This window comes from Anaerolineae bacterium (assembly GCA_011176535.1).
Lineage (GTDB): Bacteria > Chloroflexota > Anaerolineae > Anaerolineales > DRMV01 > DUEP01.
This window is the reverse complement of sequence record DUEP01000091.1, coordinates 1-16,768: the sequence shown is the minus strand read 5'-3', so window position 1 is coordinate 16,768 and position 16,768 is coordinate 1. Positions and strand designations below refer to the sequence as shown.

Annotated in this window: 13 protein-coding genes; 4 read left to right on the top strand and 9 right to left on the bottom strand. The window is 67.2% G+C overall.

What is annotated here, in order from left to right:
- Positions 1-656 precede the first annotated feature (656 nt).
- A complete protein-coding gene (locus G4O04_08455; GenBank protein ID HEY58547.1) occupies positions 657-1,562 on the top strand; it encodes an ABC transporter permease subunit in 906 nt (301 codons plus the stop codon).
- A gap of 137 nt (positions 1,563-1,699) precedes the next feature.
- Entirely contained in the window at positions 1,700-3,055 is a 1,356-nt protein-coding gene (locus G4O04_08450; protein HEY58546.1) for an alpha-amylase, read from the top strand.
- 11 nt (positions 3,056-3,066) lie between these two features.
- Here G4O04_08450 and G4O04_08445 read toward each other — a convergent pair whose 3' ends face one another.
- A complete protein-coding gene (locus tag G4O04_08445) occupies positions 3,067-3,420 on the bottom strand; it encodes a hypothetical protein (GenBank protein ID HEY58545.1) in 354 nt (117 codons plus the stop codon).
- Positions 3,421-3,895: 475 nt separating this feature from the next.
- On the opposite strand from G4O04_08445, the gene G4O04_08440 reads away from it, so the two are divergent.
- A complete protein-coding gene (locus tag G4O04_08440; GenBank protein ID HEY58544.1) occupies positions 3,896-5,797 on the top strand; it encodes a S9 family peptidase in 1,902 nt (633 codons plus the stop codon).
- Between the two features lie 23 nt (positions 5,798-5,820).
- Positions 5,821-8,142: an aminotransferase class III-fold pyridoxal phosphate-dependent enzyme gene (locus tag G4O04_08435; GenBank protein HEY58543.1), complete on the top strand. Its 2,322-nt coding sequence runs from the start codon at positions 5,821-5,823 to the stop codon at positions 8,140-8,142.
- A 146-nt stretch (positions 8,143-8,288) separates the two neighbouring features.
- Here G4O04_08435 and ftsZ read toward each other — a convergent pair whose 3' ends face one another.
- From ftsZ to G4O04_08395, 8 genes are all read right to left on the bottom strand, one after another.
- Positions 8,289-9,473, bottom strand: coding sequence for a cell division protein FtsZ (ftsZ, locus tag G4O04_08430; GenBank protein ID HEY58542.1), 1,185 nt, complete (start codon positions 9,471-9,473; stop codon positions 8,289-8,291).
- 38 nt (positions 9,474-9,511) lie between these two features.
- Complete coding sequence (gene ftsA, locus G4O04_08425; protein ID HEY58541.1) at positions 9,512-10,729, bottom strand: cell division protein FtsA; 1,218 nt, start codon at positions 10,727-10,729, stop codon at positions 9,512-9,514.
- Position 10,730: 1 nt separating this feature from the next.
- Positions 10,731-11,648 carry an FtsQ-type POTRA domain-containing protein gene (locus tag G4O04_08420; GenBank protein HEY58540.1) on the bottom strand — a complete coding sequence of 306 codons (918 nt, stop codon included), beginning with the start codon at positions 11,646-11,648 and terminating at the stop codon, positions 10,731-10,733.
- A gap of 51 nt (positions 11,649-11,699) precedes the next feature.
- The gene (locus G4O04_08415) at positions 11,700-12,809 is read right to left on the bottom strand and encodes a D-alanine--D-alanine ligase (protein ID HEY58539.1); all 1,110 of its coding nucleotides are present in this window, start codon (positions 12,807-12,809) and stop codon (positions 11,700-11,702) included.
- A gap of 11 nt (positions 12,810-12,820) precedes the next feature.
- Positions 12,821-13,780, bottom strand: a complete 960-nt coding sequence (gene murB / locus G4O04_08410) for a UDP-N-acetylmuramate dehydrogenase (protein ID HEY58538.1) — start codon at positions 13,778-13,780, stop codon at positions 12,821-12,823.
- Positions 13,780-15,174 (bottom strand): UDP-N-acetylmuramate--L-alanine ligase, encoded by a 1,395-nt coding sequence (gene murC, locus G4O04_08405; protein HEY58537.1) that lies wholly within the window; start codon positions 15,172-15,174, stop codon positions 13,780-13,782. Before murC ends, murB begins: the two co-directional genes overlap by 1 nt.
- A gap of 9 nt (positions 15,175-15,183) precedes the next feature.
- A complete protein-coding gene (locus tag G4O04_08400) occupies positions 15,184-15,852 on the bottom strand; it encodes a hypothetical protein (GenBank protein HEY58536.1) in 669 nt (222 codons plus the stop codon).
- Between the two features lie 6 nt (positions 15,853-15,858).
- A partial coding sequence (locus G4O04_08395) for a UDP-N-acetylglucosamine--N-acetylmuramyl-(pentapeptide) pyrophosphoryl-undecaprenol N-acetylglucosamine transferase (protein ID HEY58535.1) occupies positions 15,859-16,768 on the bottom strand: 910 nt, incomplete at its 5' end.

Sequence of the window (16,768 nt, the reverse complement as noted above, 5' to 3'; positions counted from 1 at the left end):
CTGGCCCGGCATCTCTTGTTGGTGAACGGCACCGGGTTGGGGTTCCAGGATAGCTACGCCCTCTCCTGGCGTCGCGGGGAGATCCGGCGCCAGGTGCGGACCCCCGGGCGCCGGGTGATTCGGGCTCGGGTGGATAAGCAGGGACGGGGCTTTTTCCTGGGTGCTGCGGTGGGACCGCCGTATGCGTCGGAAATTCGCCTGCTGCGGGAGATCCTGGACCACCTGGATGCCCTCCCGCCGCTTCCCGTGGTGGGCGATCGAGGCGATGATGCCGTGGACCTGCCGGAGCGCCGGGAGCCATTCGGGACCCGGCCGGCCTTGCGGATGAAGGGCTCGTGGCCGTATACCCTGCGGAACCCCCTGCGACAGGCATCCCAAAAGAACGGGGAGCGCCGGGGCAAGTACCGGTATCGGGTCGAAGGCTTCTTCGGCCTTATGAAACGCAAGTTAGGATCGGCCTTCCCCCTGGTACGGCAAGACGTGGCCATGCGGCGGGCCCTTTGGCAAGACCGAAATCCTGGTCACCCAGACCTTCAAACTGGTGTACAAACAGCGCCTATACGGCGTCGCCGCCGCTTTCGGGCTGATCGTATTCTTCATCCTTTTGGGGCTGACCCTGCTGCAAAACCGGGTCACCCGCGCCACGGAGGCCTACTATGTCTAAGTCCCCTCGCTGGAAGGCCATCCTGCGTCAGTTCGGGCTGCACCTTTTCCTGCTCACCGTGACAGCCACGGTGCTCTTCCCCATCCTATGGATCGTCTCCCTGGCCCTGGACCCCCGCAACATCGACAAGCCCCTGGAACTCACCCTCCTCCCGCCAGGCGCTTCCCTGGCCGCCTTCCGCAAGGTGCTCTTCGAGCCTTTCACCCTGCTATGCACCAACCCCACCGACCCGGCTTCGTGCATGACCTTCGGCAAATTGCTGCTCAACAGCCTGTATGCCTCCCTGGGCACGGCGCTTTTCGCCGTGGGGTTGGGCTCTTCGGCGGCCTACGCCTTCTCGCGCTTCGATTTCATCGGCCGCCAGGCGGGGATGTTGGGCTTCATCGTGCTGCTCATGCTGCCCTCCACCGCCACCCTGGCGCCCCTCTATGTGCTGCTCAGCGCCATCAAAACCGGGGGCGAACCGCTCCGGGCCACCCTGCTGGGCCTGGCCATCGCCTACGCCTCCGGCACGCTGCCCTTTGCCGTCTGGAACCTCAAGGGCTACTTCGACACCGTGCCCCGCGAGTTGGAAGAGGCCGCCCTCATCGACGGCGATTCCATCACCCAGGTGTTCTTCCGCATCATCCTCCCCCTCTCCCTCCCCGCCATGGCGGTCACCGTGCTCTTCGCTTTCATGGCCGGCTGGACCGAGTTCGTGCTGGCCTGGGCCTTTCTAGACGACCCGCGCCGCTTCACCTTGGCCATGGCGCTGCGCTCCATGCAGGGCCAGTTCTCCACCCCTTGGTCCGAGTTCGCCGCCATGTCCATCCTGATGTCTTTGCCGGTGGTGGTGCTGTTCTTCCTGATGCAACGGCACATCGTCTCAGGACTGACCGTGGGCAGCGTGAAAGGCTAAAGGGAGCGGCTCTCTCCCCCGGGAACGGTGCTGTCCCCGGATCCTGTTGATGCAGGACACCAGAAACCGGCACCATACCCGGACCCTCATCCCCCCGCGAGGAGTTTATGACTGTCCCCTACTGGATTTCCGACGCCATTTTTTACCAAATTTTTCCCGACCGTTTCGCCAACGGCGACCCCCACAACGACCCGCCCAATGTGGCGCCGTGGGGCAGCCGGCCCACCATCTGGAACTTCATGGGCGGCGACCTGCGGGGCATCCTGCAGCGGCTGGACTACCTGCTCGACCTGGGTATTACGGCCATTTACCTCAATCCTATCTTCCACTCTTCCAGCAACCACCGCTACAACACCTACGACTACTACCGCATCGACCCCAAACTGGGCACACTGGCCGACTTTCAGGCGCTGCTGGCCGCCTGCCACGCCAACGGGGTGCGGGTCATTTTGGACGGGGTGTTCAACCACTGCGGGCGGGGCTTTTTCGCCTTCAGCGATGTGCTGGAGAACGGGGAGCACTCCCCCTATAAGGACTGGTTCCACATCAAGCGCTTCCCCGTGCGGGCTTACGGCGACGGCCAGGCCGAGGATTATGAAGCCTGGTGGGGCTTCAAGAGCCTGCCCAAATTCAACACCAACAACCCCCAGGTACGACGCTATATTTTCGAGGTAGCCCGCTATTGGGTGCGGCAGGGCATCGACGGCTGGCGATTGGATGTCCCCAACGAAATCGACGACGACGCCTTCTGGGAGGAGTTTCGCGCCGTGGTCAAGGCCGAGAACCCCGACGCCTATCTGATAGGCGAAATCTGGACGGCGGACCCCCGCTGGACCAGGTCCTTTGACGGCCTGATGAACTACCCCCTGCGTGAGGCCATGCTGGGCTTGCTGGACGGCACCCTTTCGCCCGAGGCTTTCGGCAACCGATTGCAGGAATTGCTGCGCCTGTATCCCCGCGACCGCGCCTACGCCATGTACAACCTCTTAGGCAGCCACGACACCGAACGGGTGCGCACCCTGTTGGGTAGTGCAGAGAAGGTGAAAGCCGCCTTTGCCCTGCTCTTCGCCTACCCCGGCGCGCCGACGGTGTACTACGGCGACGAAATCGGCCTGGAAGGCGGCAAGGACCCCGACAACCGCTGCGCCTTCCCCTGGGAGCGCAGCGCCTGGGATGCGGACCTACGCTCCTGGATCCAGCGCCTGATCGCCCTGCGCAAGCGCCACGCTTCCCTGCGTCGCGGCGAGTTTCGCTGGCTGGCCCACGACAACCAGCGCCGCACGGTCGCCTGGGCCCGCGTGCTGGGCACCGAAGCCGTGCTGGTGGCTGCCAACGCCTCCCCCACCCGCCGCCACCTCCACCTGCGGGTGGCCGACCTGGGCTGGGAGGACGGTCGCATCGTGCGCGACCTGCTCAACGGAGAGGAAGCCCTGGTCAGCGGCGACACCCTCCACCTCACCCTGCCGCCCTGGGGCGTGCGCTGGCTGCACTGAGCCTCACCCGTTCACCTGCCACGCCCGCCACGCGGCCCACACCCCCTGCAGGATGGCTCCCGGCCCCACGAGGGCCAGGGCCACCCCGGCCGCCAGCCACGGCCAATCCGCCCACAAATCAAGTTCCACGCCTCCGCAGGGGTATGGGGATTACAGTGCACGGTGACCGTCTTCCCTTCCGGAGAGCGGGCGGCCACCCGCCTGGCGTCCTTGCGATTCCCGTAAGCAGACGATGAGAGCCCCAACCGTCGGCTTTCGTACACCTGACCGGCGACCGTGTACTTATAGCGCACCAGCAGGGTGTACTGGCCTTGCGTCTCGTCGGCCGCTGGCGGTTGATAAGTCACCCCGCTGGCCACCACCACGCCCTGGGTGGTGGCCAGCGCTGCATGGTGGCATACTGGCCCACCAGATACCCGATCATGGCCAAGCCAGCAAAAGAAACAACCCGCCCCAGGCCCAGGGTTGTTGCCAAAAGCGTGCCTTGGCCTCCATAAACACCCCTCTCCTTTCTGCTCAGGCCGACCCGAGACTGCCCCTCAGGGTCGGCGTACCGAGCCCTTGCTAACAGGATAGCACCTGCGGGACAAAGCGCAACCAAGGCCCTGGCGTCTCCCCTCTGCCCCCCCCTCGCCCGCCGGGAGGGGAGAGGACAGGGAACAACTCAAGCAGCACAAGCGTGCCGCATTCCAAAAAGCCGTGCTTCCCTCTTTGCGTGCTCTGCGCCCTGCCACCCCCTCTGTGCCTTCCTCTCCCCTGGCGTCCCTGGCGACACTTGAGCACAACCCCATCCAGCGGCGGTATAATCCCCTCATCCCCACCGTCAAGGAAAGGCCAACTATGCCCCCCTTCTCGCCCGAAACTCTGCTCGAGCACCTGATGACGCTACCCAGCGTGCGGTACGCCCGGCTCTCGCCCGACGGGCGCTGGGTGGCCTTTGTGTGGTATCGGCGCCACGAAAACCTGGATGTGTTCGTGGCCCCCACCGACGGCAGCGCCCCACCGGTGGCCCTGACCCATACCCCGGAGGCCACCGAGTTGGTGGACTGGACGCCCCACGGTCGGGGCGTCCTCGTGGCCGAGGACCACGACGGCGACGAGCGGGTGCGCCTCTTTCGGGTGGACCTAGACGCGCCGGGAGTCATGCGCCCCCTCACCGAAGCCCGCCCCCCGTATTTCCTGCGGGGCGGTCAACTCAGCCCCGACGGGCGCTATCTTTACTACGGCGCCAACTACGACTTCGCCGCCGGACGCCCCATCGAGCCCACATGGATCTACCGCCACGATTTACGAACCGGCGAACGGGTGCCCATCGCCCGCCCCCAAAAGCCTGCCTGGACCGCCCCCCAACTCAACCGCCAGGGCACCCACATCCTCTATGCCCGCAAGGACCACCACCCGGCCGGGCGGCAGTTCCATCTGGTAGATGTGGAAGGCCGCGAGGACCGCGAAATCCTCAACTTCGGCGACCGGGCCAAGGTCTTCGCCCGCTGGTTCCCCGACGGGGTGTGCATCCTGATACTGGCCGAGAACCTGGACGCCGACCCGCCCTACCAGCGCCTGGGCGTCTATCACCGCACCACCGGCGAACTGCGCTGGCTGGTGGACGACCCAGAACGGAACATCGAAGGGGCGTGGGTCACACCGCAGGGTCAGATTGTGCTCGACGAGATCCAGGAAGCCCGGCACCGCCCCACATGGCTGGATCCCGACACCGGGGCCGAGCACCCCTTCCCGGATCCGGGCGGGAATCTGATCCCCCTGGGTCAGGCGCCCGATGGGGCATGGATCGCCCTCTTCTACAGCGCCACCCACCCCCGCAACCTGGTGCGGCTTTCCCCTCACCCTACCCCCCTGGCCGCTGAGCGCGGCCTTCCCCCCTCCCCTCTCTCCCTGGAAGTGGAGAGGGGCGAGGGCCTTCTCTCCCTCACCCGCGTTTGGGATCTCACGCCTCTCACGCCGCAGGATTTGACCCCGGCCGAGGATTTCCGCTGGCGCTCGGTGGATGGACTGACAATCCCAGGCTGGCTCTACCGCGCCCGCCCGAACCTCAAACGAGCCATCATCTACATCCACGGCGGCCCCACCAGCCACAGCGAAGACGCCCTCAACGCGCAAATCCAATACTTCGTGGCCCGCGGCTTCCATGTGTTGGCCGTCAACTACCGGGGCAGCACGGGGTTCGGGCTGGCCTTCCGTGAATCCATCAAAGAAGACGGCTGGGGTGGCCGAGAACAGGCCGACATCGCCACCGGTGCCCTGGCCCTTATCCGCGCCGGGCTGGCCGAACCAGGCCGTGTGGGCGTCACCGGCACCTCCTACGGCGGCTACAGTGCCTGGTTCCTCATCACCCACTACCCGCCCGAGGTTATCGCCGCGGCCGCGCCCATCTGTGGCATGACGGACCTGGTGGTGGACTACGAGACCACCCGCCCTGACCTGCGGCCCTACAGCGAAGAGATGATGGGCGGTAGCCCCGACGAGGTCCCCGAAAAGTACCGCGAACGCTCGCCCATCCACTTCGTGCAGAACATCCGCGGCGCGCTGCTCATCGTCCAGGGCGCGCAGGACCCCAATGTCACGCCCGAAAACGTGCGGGCCGTGCGCCAACGGCTCGAAGCCCACGGCATCCCCTACGAGTTGCTGGTCTTCGAGGACGAGGGCCACGGCATCCTCAAGCCGGAAAACCAGCGCCGCCTCTACCCCGCTTTGGCCGATTTCTTCGCGCGGGCGCTGGGATAGCGCTTTCTCCGTACAGAGATCCCATGTCAGCCCTATCCATTTCCCCCACCGAAGCAGCCCGCCTGGTCGCCGACTGCCACGGCTTGCAGGCAGAGGCCCATCCGCTCCCCGGGGAGCACGACGCCAACTTTCGCCTCACCACCGCCGATGGCCGCGCCTGGGTGCTCAAAATCGCCCCGCCCGACGCCGACCGCGCCCGGCTGGAGGCCCAGATGGCCGCCCTGGCCCATCTGGAGGGCCGCGTGGAGGGGCTTCCCCGCCTCGTGCCCACCCGCAGCGGCGACCTGCTGGCCGAAGTCTCCTTCCAGGGCCAGCGTCGTCTCGCCCGCCTGCTGACCTTTGTACCCGGCGAGCCTTTGGCCCACGCCCGCCCGGCCACCCCGTGGCTGCTGCGCCACATCGGCGCCTTCCTCGCCCGGCTGGATGCCGCCCTGGCAGACTTCGACGCCCCCGCCTTGCGGTACACCCACCTCTGGGATCTGGCCCGCGCCCACGAGGTCATCCGGCCCCGCCTGGGGTTCCTGCCCCCGGATCTCAGGGACATCGCCGCGTCCGTGATGGAAGACTTCGCCCAAAGGGTGGTGCCCCTGCTCCCCCACCTGCCCGCCCAGGTCATCCACCAGGACGCCAATGACTACAACCTGCTGCTCCATGAGGGCAACCTGGTGGGCCTAGTGGACTTCGGCGACATGCTCCACGGCCCGCGCGTGGCCGAGGTCGCCATCGCCGCCGCCTATGCCTTGCTGGATGAAGACGACCCGCTGGCGGCGGCGGCCGAGGTGGTGGCCGGGTACCACGGCTGGCAGCCCCTCACCCCGGCCGAGCAAACTGTGTTGCCCACCCTGGTATTGGCCCGCCTGGCCGTGAGCGCCGCCATAGCCGCCGAACGGGCCCGCACCGCGCCCGACAACCCCTACCTGCAAATCAGCACCGCCCCCGTGGTCCGGGCGCTGCGCGCCTTGCACACCCTGCCCCGCGAAGCAATCCACGCCCGGCTCACGGCTTTCTGCACGGCCACCGCACCGCTACCACCCCCGCCTCCGGCCGCCGCGCTGCTTGCCCGCCGCCGACGCCTGCTGGGCCCCAGCCTCAGCCTGCACTACCGCCAACCGTTGCACATCGTGCGCGGCTTCGGCCAATACCTCTACGACGACCAGGGCCACCCCTACCTGGACTGCGTGAACAACGTCTGCCATGTAGGGCACAGCCATCCCCATGTGGTGGCCGCCCTGGCCCGCCAGGCCACGGCCCTCAACACCAACACCCGCTACCTCCACGAGAACATCCTGCGCTTGGCCGAGCGCCTGAGCGCCACCCTACCCGAACCGCTGCGGGTGTGGTTCTTCGTCAACTCCGGCAGCGAGGCCAACGACCTGGCCTTGCGCTTAGCCTGGGCCTACACCGGGCAGCGGGATGTGCTCGTGCTGGAAGGCGCCTATCACGGCAACCTCTCCTCCCTCATCGCCATCTCGCCCTACAAGTTCGACGGGCCCGGCGGGCAAGGCGCGCCCGAATGGGTACACAAACTGCCCATGCCCTGCGCCTACCGGGGCATCTACCGCCACGAGCCCGACCCGGCCCGCGCCTACGGCGAGCACGCCCGGCGGGTCATCGCCGCGGTGCAGGCCCAAGGGCGCGGGATTGCCGCCTTCATCGCCGAGGCCCTGATGGGCACTGGCGGGCAGGTGGTCTTCCCGCCGGGGACGTTGCGCGAAATCTACCAGGCGGTGCACGAAGCCGGTGGAGTCTGCATAGCCGACGAGGTCCAGATCGGCTTTGGCCGGGTGGGCGAGGCCTTCTGGGGCTTCCAGACCCAGGACGTGGTGCCCGATATCGTCACCTTCGGCAAGCCCATGGGCAACGGGCACCCGCTGGCCGCCGTGGTCACCACGCCGGAGATCGCCCAGGCCTTTGCCACGGGCATGGAATACTTCAACACCTTCGGCGGCAACCCGGTCTCCTGCGCCGTGGGGCTGGCCGTGTTGGATGTGATCGAAGCCGAAGGGCTGCAAGAACACGCCTGTGAGGTGGGTGGGGCCCTCAAGAGTTGGCTACGCGAAATCGCCGACCACCGTCCCCTCATCGGCGATGTGCGTGGGCTGGGCCTCTTCCTGGGCGTTGAGTTGGTGCGCGACCATGAGACCCTGGAGCCGGCGGCCGAAGAGGCCGCCGGCCTGGTGCAATACGCCAAAGACCGCGGCGTATTGCTGGGGGTGGACGGCCCCCTGCACAATGTGCTCAAAATCAAGCCACCCCTCCCCTTCACCCACGCCGACGCAGAACGGCTGGTAGAGGTGATGGAGGAGGGGCTGCGCCATCTCCGGAAAACGAGCCTAAAAGCGTGACTGCCCCTGGGAAAAAGCCCAGAGGCAATCAGCCCCACGGCAACACCCGGGCCTGGCGTCCGGGGACGCCCGCCTCGACCGGAGGAGGTCGTGTTGCCTGTGTCACCTGTTGTCGGTCGGCGGCCGGTGAACCGCCGGGGATGCGCTTACCGCCGCGGTGAGTAATTCTGGCGCACGAAAGGCGGCACATCCAGGTCTTCATCGTCGGCCGTCCACGGCAGGCGGGTGGGCTCTTCCCGCTCGGCCGGGTGCGGCGCCCGTGCGTCCCTGCCCGAAGGGGGCGGCGTGGAGCGCGTGGAGCGATACTCCCGCTCCCAGGGCTTGTGCGCGCCGCGCGGCCCCCGGTCGATAAAGCCAGGCACCGAAGACCGCGCCGGGTCAAAACCCGTGGCAATGACCGTGATGCGCACCCTGTCGCCCATGTTGGGGTCGATCACCGCCCCGAAGATGAGGTTCACATCGGGATGGGCCGCCTCTTTGATGATGGCCGCCGCCTGGTTGACCTCGAAGAGGGTCAGATCCGAGCCGCCGGTGATGTTGAACAGCACGCCCCGCGCCCCGTCGATGGTGATGTCCAACAAGTTGCTGGAGATGGCGGCCTCGGCGGCCAGGCGGGCGCGGTCCTCGCCCTCGGCCTCGCCCACGGCCATCAACGCCGCGCCGCCCTCCTTCATGATGGAGCGTACATCGGCAAAATCCAGGTTGATCAACCCCGGCACGGTGATCAGTTCCGAAATGCCCTGCACGCCCTGACGCAGCACATCGTCGGCCACGCGGAAGGCGTCCTGAATGCTCGACCGCTTGTCCACAATCTGCAGCAGCCGGTCGTTGGGGATGACGATCAGCGTATCGGCCTGCTCCTTCAACTGGCTAATGCCCTCTTCCGCGGCCTTGGCCCGCCGCGCGCCCTCGAAGGAAAAAGGCCGGGTGACCACGCCAATGGTCAGCGCGCCGATTTCGCGGGCGATCTGGGCGATGACCGGCGCCGCGCCGGTGCCCGTGCCGCCGCCCATGCCGGCCGTCACGAACACCATATCGGAACCCTTGAGCACTTCGTAGAGTTCCTCGGCCGACTCCTCGGCGGCCTTGCGTCCCACCTCGGGGTCGCCGCCCGCGCCCAGGCCGCGGGTCAACTTCTCGCCAATGCGCACCCGCGTTGGCGCCTGCGAAAGCATCAGGGCCTGGGCATCGGTGTTCACCGCGATGAACTCGATGCCCTGCACCCCTTCCTCGATCATTCGGTTGACGGCGTTACAGCCGCCGCCACCTACACCCACCACTTTGATGCGGGCAAAGGACTCCAACGGTTGTTCCATGTCAGGGTACACCATGATGACCTCCTCGTCGTGGGGCTTTCAATCATAACATATTACGGCAACAGGCGCCGTAACCACTCCAACCAGGAATTGGACCGGGGGGCTTTTTCGGTGCGCATGGTGGCCTGCGCCGCGCCCACCGTCAGATGGGGCCAGTAGAGCAGACCCACACTGGTGGCAAAGGCCGGCTTGCGGATGCGATCCGTCATCCCGGTCACCCGTTCCGGCCTGGCGATGCGCACCGGCAGGCCCAACACCTCGCGGGCCACCTCCTTCACGCCCGGCAGGTCGCTGACACCGCCAGTGAGCACCACCCCCGCGGGCAACAGCCCTTCGTAGCCCGAACGGTGGATCTCCTGATGCACAAACTGGAAGATCTCGCGCACCCGCGCCTCGATGATCTGGGCCATCTCCCAGCGCGGCAGTTGCACGCCCTGGGCCTCGCCATAGGGGTGCACGGTGACGAACTCCTCCGGCGGCACTTCCTGGGGCACAGCGTGCCCGTGGGCCACCTTGACCTGCTCGGCCTCCTGGGGCGGCAGATGGAGCACATACACCAGATCGTTGGTGATGTGATTGCCGCCCAGGGGGATGACCGCCGTGTGCCACACATCGCCGTCGATGTACACGGCCAGATCCGTGGTGCCGCCGCCGATGTCCACCACCACCACGCCCATCTCGCGCTCGGTGTCCTGCAACACCGCTTCCCCGGCCGCCAGCGGGTTGAGCACGAAACCGGCCACTTCCACCCCGGCCGCCTCCACGGCCTGGCGCAGGTTGGCGATGGCGCTTTTTAGCGCGCTGATGACATACACCTCGGCCTCCAGGCGGTAGCCGTACATCCCCAGGGGGTTGTGCACCTGCTCCTGCTCATCCAGGGTGAAGCCTCGGTGCACCATATGAATCACCTCGCGGTTGTGAGGCACGGCGATGGCCTGCGCCGCTTCCAGCGCGCGGGCGATGTCTCGCTCGCCCACGCGGCCGCCGCGCACGCCGGCCACACCACGGCTGATCTCGCCGCTGACCTGCGCGCCAGCCAGGCTCACCAGCGCCGACTCGATGACCAGCCCCGAGGTGCGCTCCGCCTTCTCGATGGCCTGCGCCACGGCCCGCGACAGCGCCGGGATGTCTGTCACCAGCCCCTTGCTCATGCCCCGCGAAGGCTCGATGCCCACGCCGATCACCCGCGGCACCGCCCCCTCCAAGCGGGCCACCAGCGCGCACACCTTGGTCGTGCCCACATCCAAACCGACAACGATGGGTGCTTCCATCCTACGGCTCCATCCGGTAATACGGCGCGTCCAACGCCGAAAGGTCAAGGATCGCCGGGCGCACACCCTGGGCGCGCAAATGCTCCCGCAAGGCCCAATAGAGCCGCATTCGGGCCGCCATGTGCGTCGGCGTCTTCCCAATGAAGACCAGCCACCCTTCCGGTGCCTGCCAGCCCAATCCGTAACGCCGGTGGTACACCAGCGGTTGTCCCTGGGGGACATAGGCGGCCAACACCTGAAGGGCCTGCACCAAATCCTGGGGCAGACGCCACTGTCCCTGGTCCTGGGTCAACCCCAGGGGCAAATCCTGGGCCTGGACTTCAACCTCAGGGAGGGCTTCCTCGTCCAGGGCGGGGAACAACACCCCTTCAGGGTCCACCCACCAGCGGGCCCCTTGATAACGCCAGGCCAGCACCGGCTGGCGTTCCACCACCTGCACCACCATCTGCCCCTGCACGGTGAGAGAAACCTGAGCCTCGGCCAGCGCCGGGAAGGTGGTGAGCAACACCTGGGCCACCGCCTGGGGGTCCACCGTGGCCGCTGGTTCTCCCAGAGGTAGCACACCACGCAGCGAAGCCGCGTTGAGGCGCTCCAAACCGTGGAAGGTCACCTCCTGTACCTGAAAAACCGACAACCGGAACAAGGCCACCAGTCCGCCCAGGCTCAGCAGCAAAAGCAGAGCCGAAAGCCAGCGCCAACCCCAATCCAGGCGCGGCCAGGCCACCACCCGGCGCGCTTCCTCCCCGGGCAGAGGGAAAGCCGTGGGGAACGCCACCTGACCGGCCACGCCATGGCGGTCCACCACCATGGGCACGGAAGCCCAATCCGCCACGGTCGTGGCGGTCACGCGCCCGCCGCGTTTTGGCCCCCGGGCCACCTTGACGCGGGGGGTGGTCTTCCGTCGACGCCGCTGACGCACCCTTTCAGCGCGGCTCCCTTGCCGAGCCGTCCGCTCCATGGCCATCACACCTCACTCGCCTGGCCTGTAGGTGCGCACCGTGCGGTCCCGCTCCGCCTTGCGCGTCAAAGCCAGGTCAATCAAACGATCCAGCAGGTCAGGGTAAGGCAGCCCACTGGCTTCCCACAATTTGGGATACATGCTGATCTGCGTGAACCCGGGGATGGTGTTCACCTCGTTGATGAAAAACTCACCGCTTTCCGGGTCCAGCAAGAAGTCCACCCGGGCCATCCCGGCCAAATCACAAGCCTTGTAGGCCGCCACGGCCAGCGCCCGCACGCGCTCGGCCTCCTCTTTGCTCAACCGGGCCGGGATGATCAACTCCGAGGAATCGTCCAGATACTTGGCCTCGTAGGAGTAGAATTCATCGCCGGGGCGGATTTCGCCAGGCACCGAGGCCTGCGGCTCTTCGTTGCCCAGCACGCTGACCTCGATTTCGCGGGCGTTGGGCACCCCGCGCTCCACCACGATGCGCCGATCGTACCGGGCGGCCAGTTCCAGCCCGGCCACCAACTCGTCCCGGTTGTCGGCTTTGGTCACGCCCACCGAGGAGCCCAGATTGGCCGGCTTGACGAACAGCGGATAGGGTGCCAAGGCTTCGCATCGCGTGACCACCTCGTCCAACTGCTCCTCCACCTCGCGGCGGGTGAGCACCAGATAGGCCACCACCGGCAGGAAATGGGCCTCCATCACCGCCTTGAAGACACCCTTGTCCATGCCCACCGCCGAGCCGACCACCCCGGCGCCCACATAGGCTAGGTCGGCCATCTCCAGCAAGCCCTGGAGCGTGCCGTCTTCCCCAAAAGTCCCGTGCAATACGGGGAAGACCACATCCACCCTGGCCACCCGCTCCAGGCCCCCGTCGCGGAAGGCGTAAAGGCCCGGGCGGGTGGGGTCGGGCAGGATGGTGACCGGCGTCAGGCCCTCGGTACGGCCCTCCTTCAGCGCCTGCCACACGCCTTCGCCCATCAGCCAGACGCCTTCTTTGGTGATGCCCACTTCCAGAATCTCATAGCGGTCGCGGCGCAGGGCGTCGAGCACCGAGCGGGCCGACATGAGGGAGACATCATGCTCGCCCGAACGTCCGCCAAAAAGCACCGCCACGCGCAGTTTGTCCGCCATGCCTTGCCTCCTCACACCAGGTCGGCCAGCACTTCAGGCGGCCAGTCGCCGATGAGTTGGATTTCCAGGTCCAGCCGCACGCCAAAACGTTCGGCCACCGTGCATCGCGCCAGGCGCAGCAACTCGGCCACATCGCGGGCCGTGGCGTCGCCGTGGTTGACGATGAAATTGGCGTGCACACGGCTGATCTCAGCCCCGCCGATGCGGGTACCCTTCAGCCCGGCGGCTTCGATGAGCCGGCCCGCGTAATCGCCCGGCGGGTTCTTGAACATGGAGCCCATGCTGGCCCCCGGCGGCTGAGTGCGCTGGCGGTAGGCCCGCCCTTCTTCCAGCCGCGCCTGCAGTTCCTGAGGATCGCCGGGCCGCAGGCGTAGGGTGGCGGCCAGCACCACCGCCTCACCGGGGTGCACCTTGAGCCAACTGGTGCGATAGCCGTAAGCCAGGCGCTCCACCGGCCAAGTCACCCGTCCCTCCCGGCGGTGCAAGATTTCGGCCACCCGGAGCACGCCCGCCATATCGCCGCCATGGGCCCCGGCGTTGCCTACCACGGCCCCGCCCACGGTGCCGGGAATCCCGGCGGCCCATTCCAGCCCGGCCAGCCCCTGCAAAGCCGCCCGCCGGGCCACACGGCCCAGATTGGCGCCTGACTCGGCCCGCACCCAGGAGCCTTCCTCGTCCTCGCCGAAGCGTACCGCGGCGGCCTTGTTGAGCAGCACCACGCCGCGCACCCCGGCGTCGCTCACCAGCACATTGGAGCCCCCGCCCAGCACCAGGAAAGGCACCTCGTGGGCCCACAGCCAGGCCACCGCCTCGGCCAGTTCGTCGGCCGAGCGCACGATGAGCAGGGCGTCGGCCGGACCGCCTAAGCGCGCCGAGGTGTAGGGCGCCAGCGGGACCCGGCGTTGGAGCCGCTCCCCAAAAGCGGCCTCCAGGACCGACCAGGGCAGGGCAACGGGGGCCGTTGGGGGCATCATCCTCTCCTCTCCTCAGACAGCCAGGCGGCCTGCAGGCGCTCGCTCAGGCGCGGGCCGTCGCCCGCCGAGAGCACCAGCACCACCGCCGGGGGGTGGGCCTCGGCCAGTAACAACTCCGCAGCGGCCTCCCAATCGGGCGCGAAAGCCACCGTCGGATGGCGCAGGGCGGCGGCCACTTGGCGCGGGTCAAAGCCCTCGGGCGCCCGTTCCCTGGCCGCGTACACCCCGGTGACCACCACCCGGTCGGCCTGAGCAAAGGCGGTGGCGAACCGATCCAGCAAAGTCAAGGTGCGGGAGTAGGTGTGGGGCTGCCACACGGCCCAGAGGGTGTGCCCGGGGTAGCGGGCTCGCGCCGCGGCTAAGGTGGCGGCAATCTCCGTGGGATGGTGGGCGTAATCGTCCACCACCACCCATCCGCCGCTTTCCAGCCGCACCTCGAAGCGCCTGCCAGCGCCGTGGAAAGCAGCCAGCGACCGGGCGGCTTCCTGGACATCCAGTCCCAGCACATCGACCACCGTGAGGGCGGCCAGGGCGTTGAGTACATTGTGTCGGCCCGGAATGCTCAGGGAGACGGCCACCTCCCGACCGGAGGGCAACCCGGCCCGGAAGTCGTACCCGCCCCGCGGGTTCAGCGAGAGCCCCCGGGCGATGGCAGCCAACCAGACCCCGGAACCCTCTCCCCGGATCCCGTAAAAGAGCACCCGTCCTGGGGCGTGTTCCGCCAGACGGCGGGCTCCGGCGTCCTCCCCACAGAGCACGGTCCACCCTTCAGGGTCGCCCCGTTCCACAAAACCGCGGAAGGCGGCCTGCATCGCTTCGGGCGTGGGAAAAAGATCGGGGTGATCGTGCTCCACATTGGTCACCACGGCGACATAAGGCCGTAGACCCCAAAACATGTAGTCGTACTCATCGGCCTCGATGACGAAGTAAGGGCCTTTCCCCGCGTGGGCGTTGGCGCCAAGATCGTGCACCTCAGCGCCCACGATGAAAGTGGGGTCCTGGCCCAGACGCTGCAGGGCCACAGCCAGCATGGCCGTGGTGGTGGTCTTGCCATGGGCCCCGGCCACGGCCAGGGTGCGATAACCAGCCGTGAGTTGGGGCAGAAAGTCCACCCGCTTGAGCACCGGAATCCCGCGGGCGCGCGACTCCTGCACCTCGGGGTTGTCGTCGGGGATGGCCGAAGAGCGCACCACCAGGTCGGCATCGCGCACCTGTTCGGGGGCGTGGCCGATGAACACACGGGCACCCAACCGCGCCAGCGCCTCGGTGAACGGCGAAGCGTGCCGATCTGAGCCGCTGACAGTGTAGCCACGCTCCAGCAGCACGCGGGCGATGGCCGAAAGCCCGGTGCCGCCGATACCGACGAAGTGAATGCGCTGCGACAAAACCATGCCTGCTCCTCAAATCAACACGGTGAGGACGAAGACAAAGGCGATGATGACGGCGACGAACAGCCCCGGCGTGCTCAACAGATAGCTGGGAGGCATGTAGCGGATGTAAGCATCTACCAACTTCGCCAGGGGCTCGATTTGGTCCGGGGGCACCATCACCGCGCGAAATGGGTAGCGAACCTGGTCCAGAAAATACCAGATCGAGCCGACGATGAGATAGCCGTTGAGCATCCCGAAGACGAAGCCCAACATCAAATCAGCGACCACACCTTTGCCCCTGGCTGTGCGGCTAGCCACGGCCGGGATGCGAGGCGTCTGATAGCCAAAGAAAGCCAGCACCAGCAAGGTCAGCGTGCGGAACCAAAAGGTGTTGCGCTCCTCTTTTGTCCAGGGTTGTCTCCTGGCCTCAGGAGGGATCAAAGTCTCCAAGGGTGAGGACGGCGGCGTGGGGAGGGGAGCGGGGGTGAACGTGGGAGTAGACGTCGCCAGCGCCGGGGCGGGCCGAGAGGAGCTCACGCTACGAACCACCGAGGGCGCATAGGTCTCCATCACCCAGATGATGAGGAAAGCCAGCACCACCGAAGAAGTCACCAGCCACTCTCTGGCCCAACCACGCAATGCACCGATGATCCCTGCCAGAAAGACCATGATCCAGAAAAAGCCCACCATGCTCAACATGCGTCCCTACTCCTTTCGGCCCAAAGCGAGCAGTTGAGCCGCGATGTGCTCGGCGGCCTGGGGCTGCGCCAGACGGCGCATGGCCCGCCGCATCGCCTCCAGGCGGGAAGGCTCAGCGAACAACGCCAGCAGGGTTTCGGCCAGTTGCGTCGGCAGAGCGGCATCCGGTACGATCAGGGCCGCACCGTGCCGCGCCAGGTATTCGGCGTTCACCTGCTGGTAGCGCCAGGCGTGCGGGTACGGCACCAGGATGGCCGGCAGGCCAAAAGCCGGGAATTCGCCTAAGGTCGAGGCACCAGCGCGGGAAACCACCACATCGGCCGCCGCCAACGCCGCGCCCATCTCCTCGTGCAGGTAGGGGTAGGCCCGGTATCGGGAAGCCTGTTCGGCGCGAAGGGCCTCGCGGGCCCGGGAGACCTCGGGCCAGTCCAGTCGCCCCGTGATGTGTACGATGTGCAACCCAGCCTCCAGCAAGCGGGGCAAAGCCGCCAGCAGCGCTCGATTGATGGAGCGGGCCCCCTTGCTGCCCCCGAAAACCAGCAGCACCCGCGCCTCGATAGGCAGGCTCAAGGCCCGCCGTGCCCGTTGCCGATCCCAGTTGAGCAGGTCCCGCCGTACAGGATAGCCGGTGACCACCACTGGCGCCCGCGGCGCGAAGAACGCGCGAGATGCCTCGGCAGTGACCGCGATGCGGTCGGCCAGGCGGGCCAGGGTCTTCAGCGCCAGCCCCGGCTCGATGTCAGGCACATAGAGCAGGGTAGGGATGCGTCGGCCCGCCAGCCCCACCGGCACGGCCACATAGCCACCGGTGAAGAAGAGCACATCGGGCCGAAAGGCAGCCAAGAGGCGTCGGGCCGCCAGGTAGCCGCGCGCCAGCCGCGCCAGGTTACCCGGCAGGGCGCGCAGCCCCACCCCG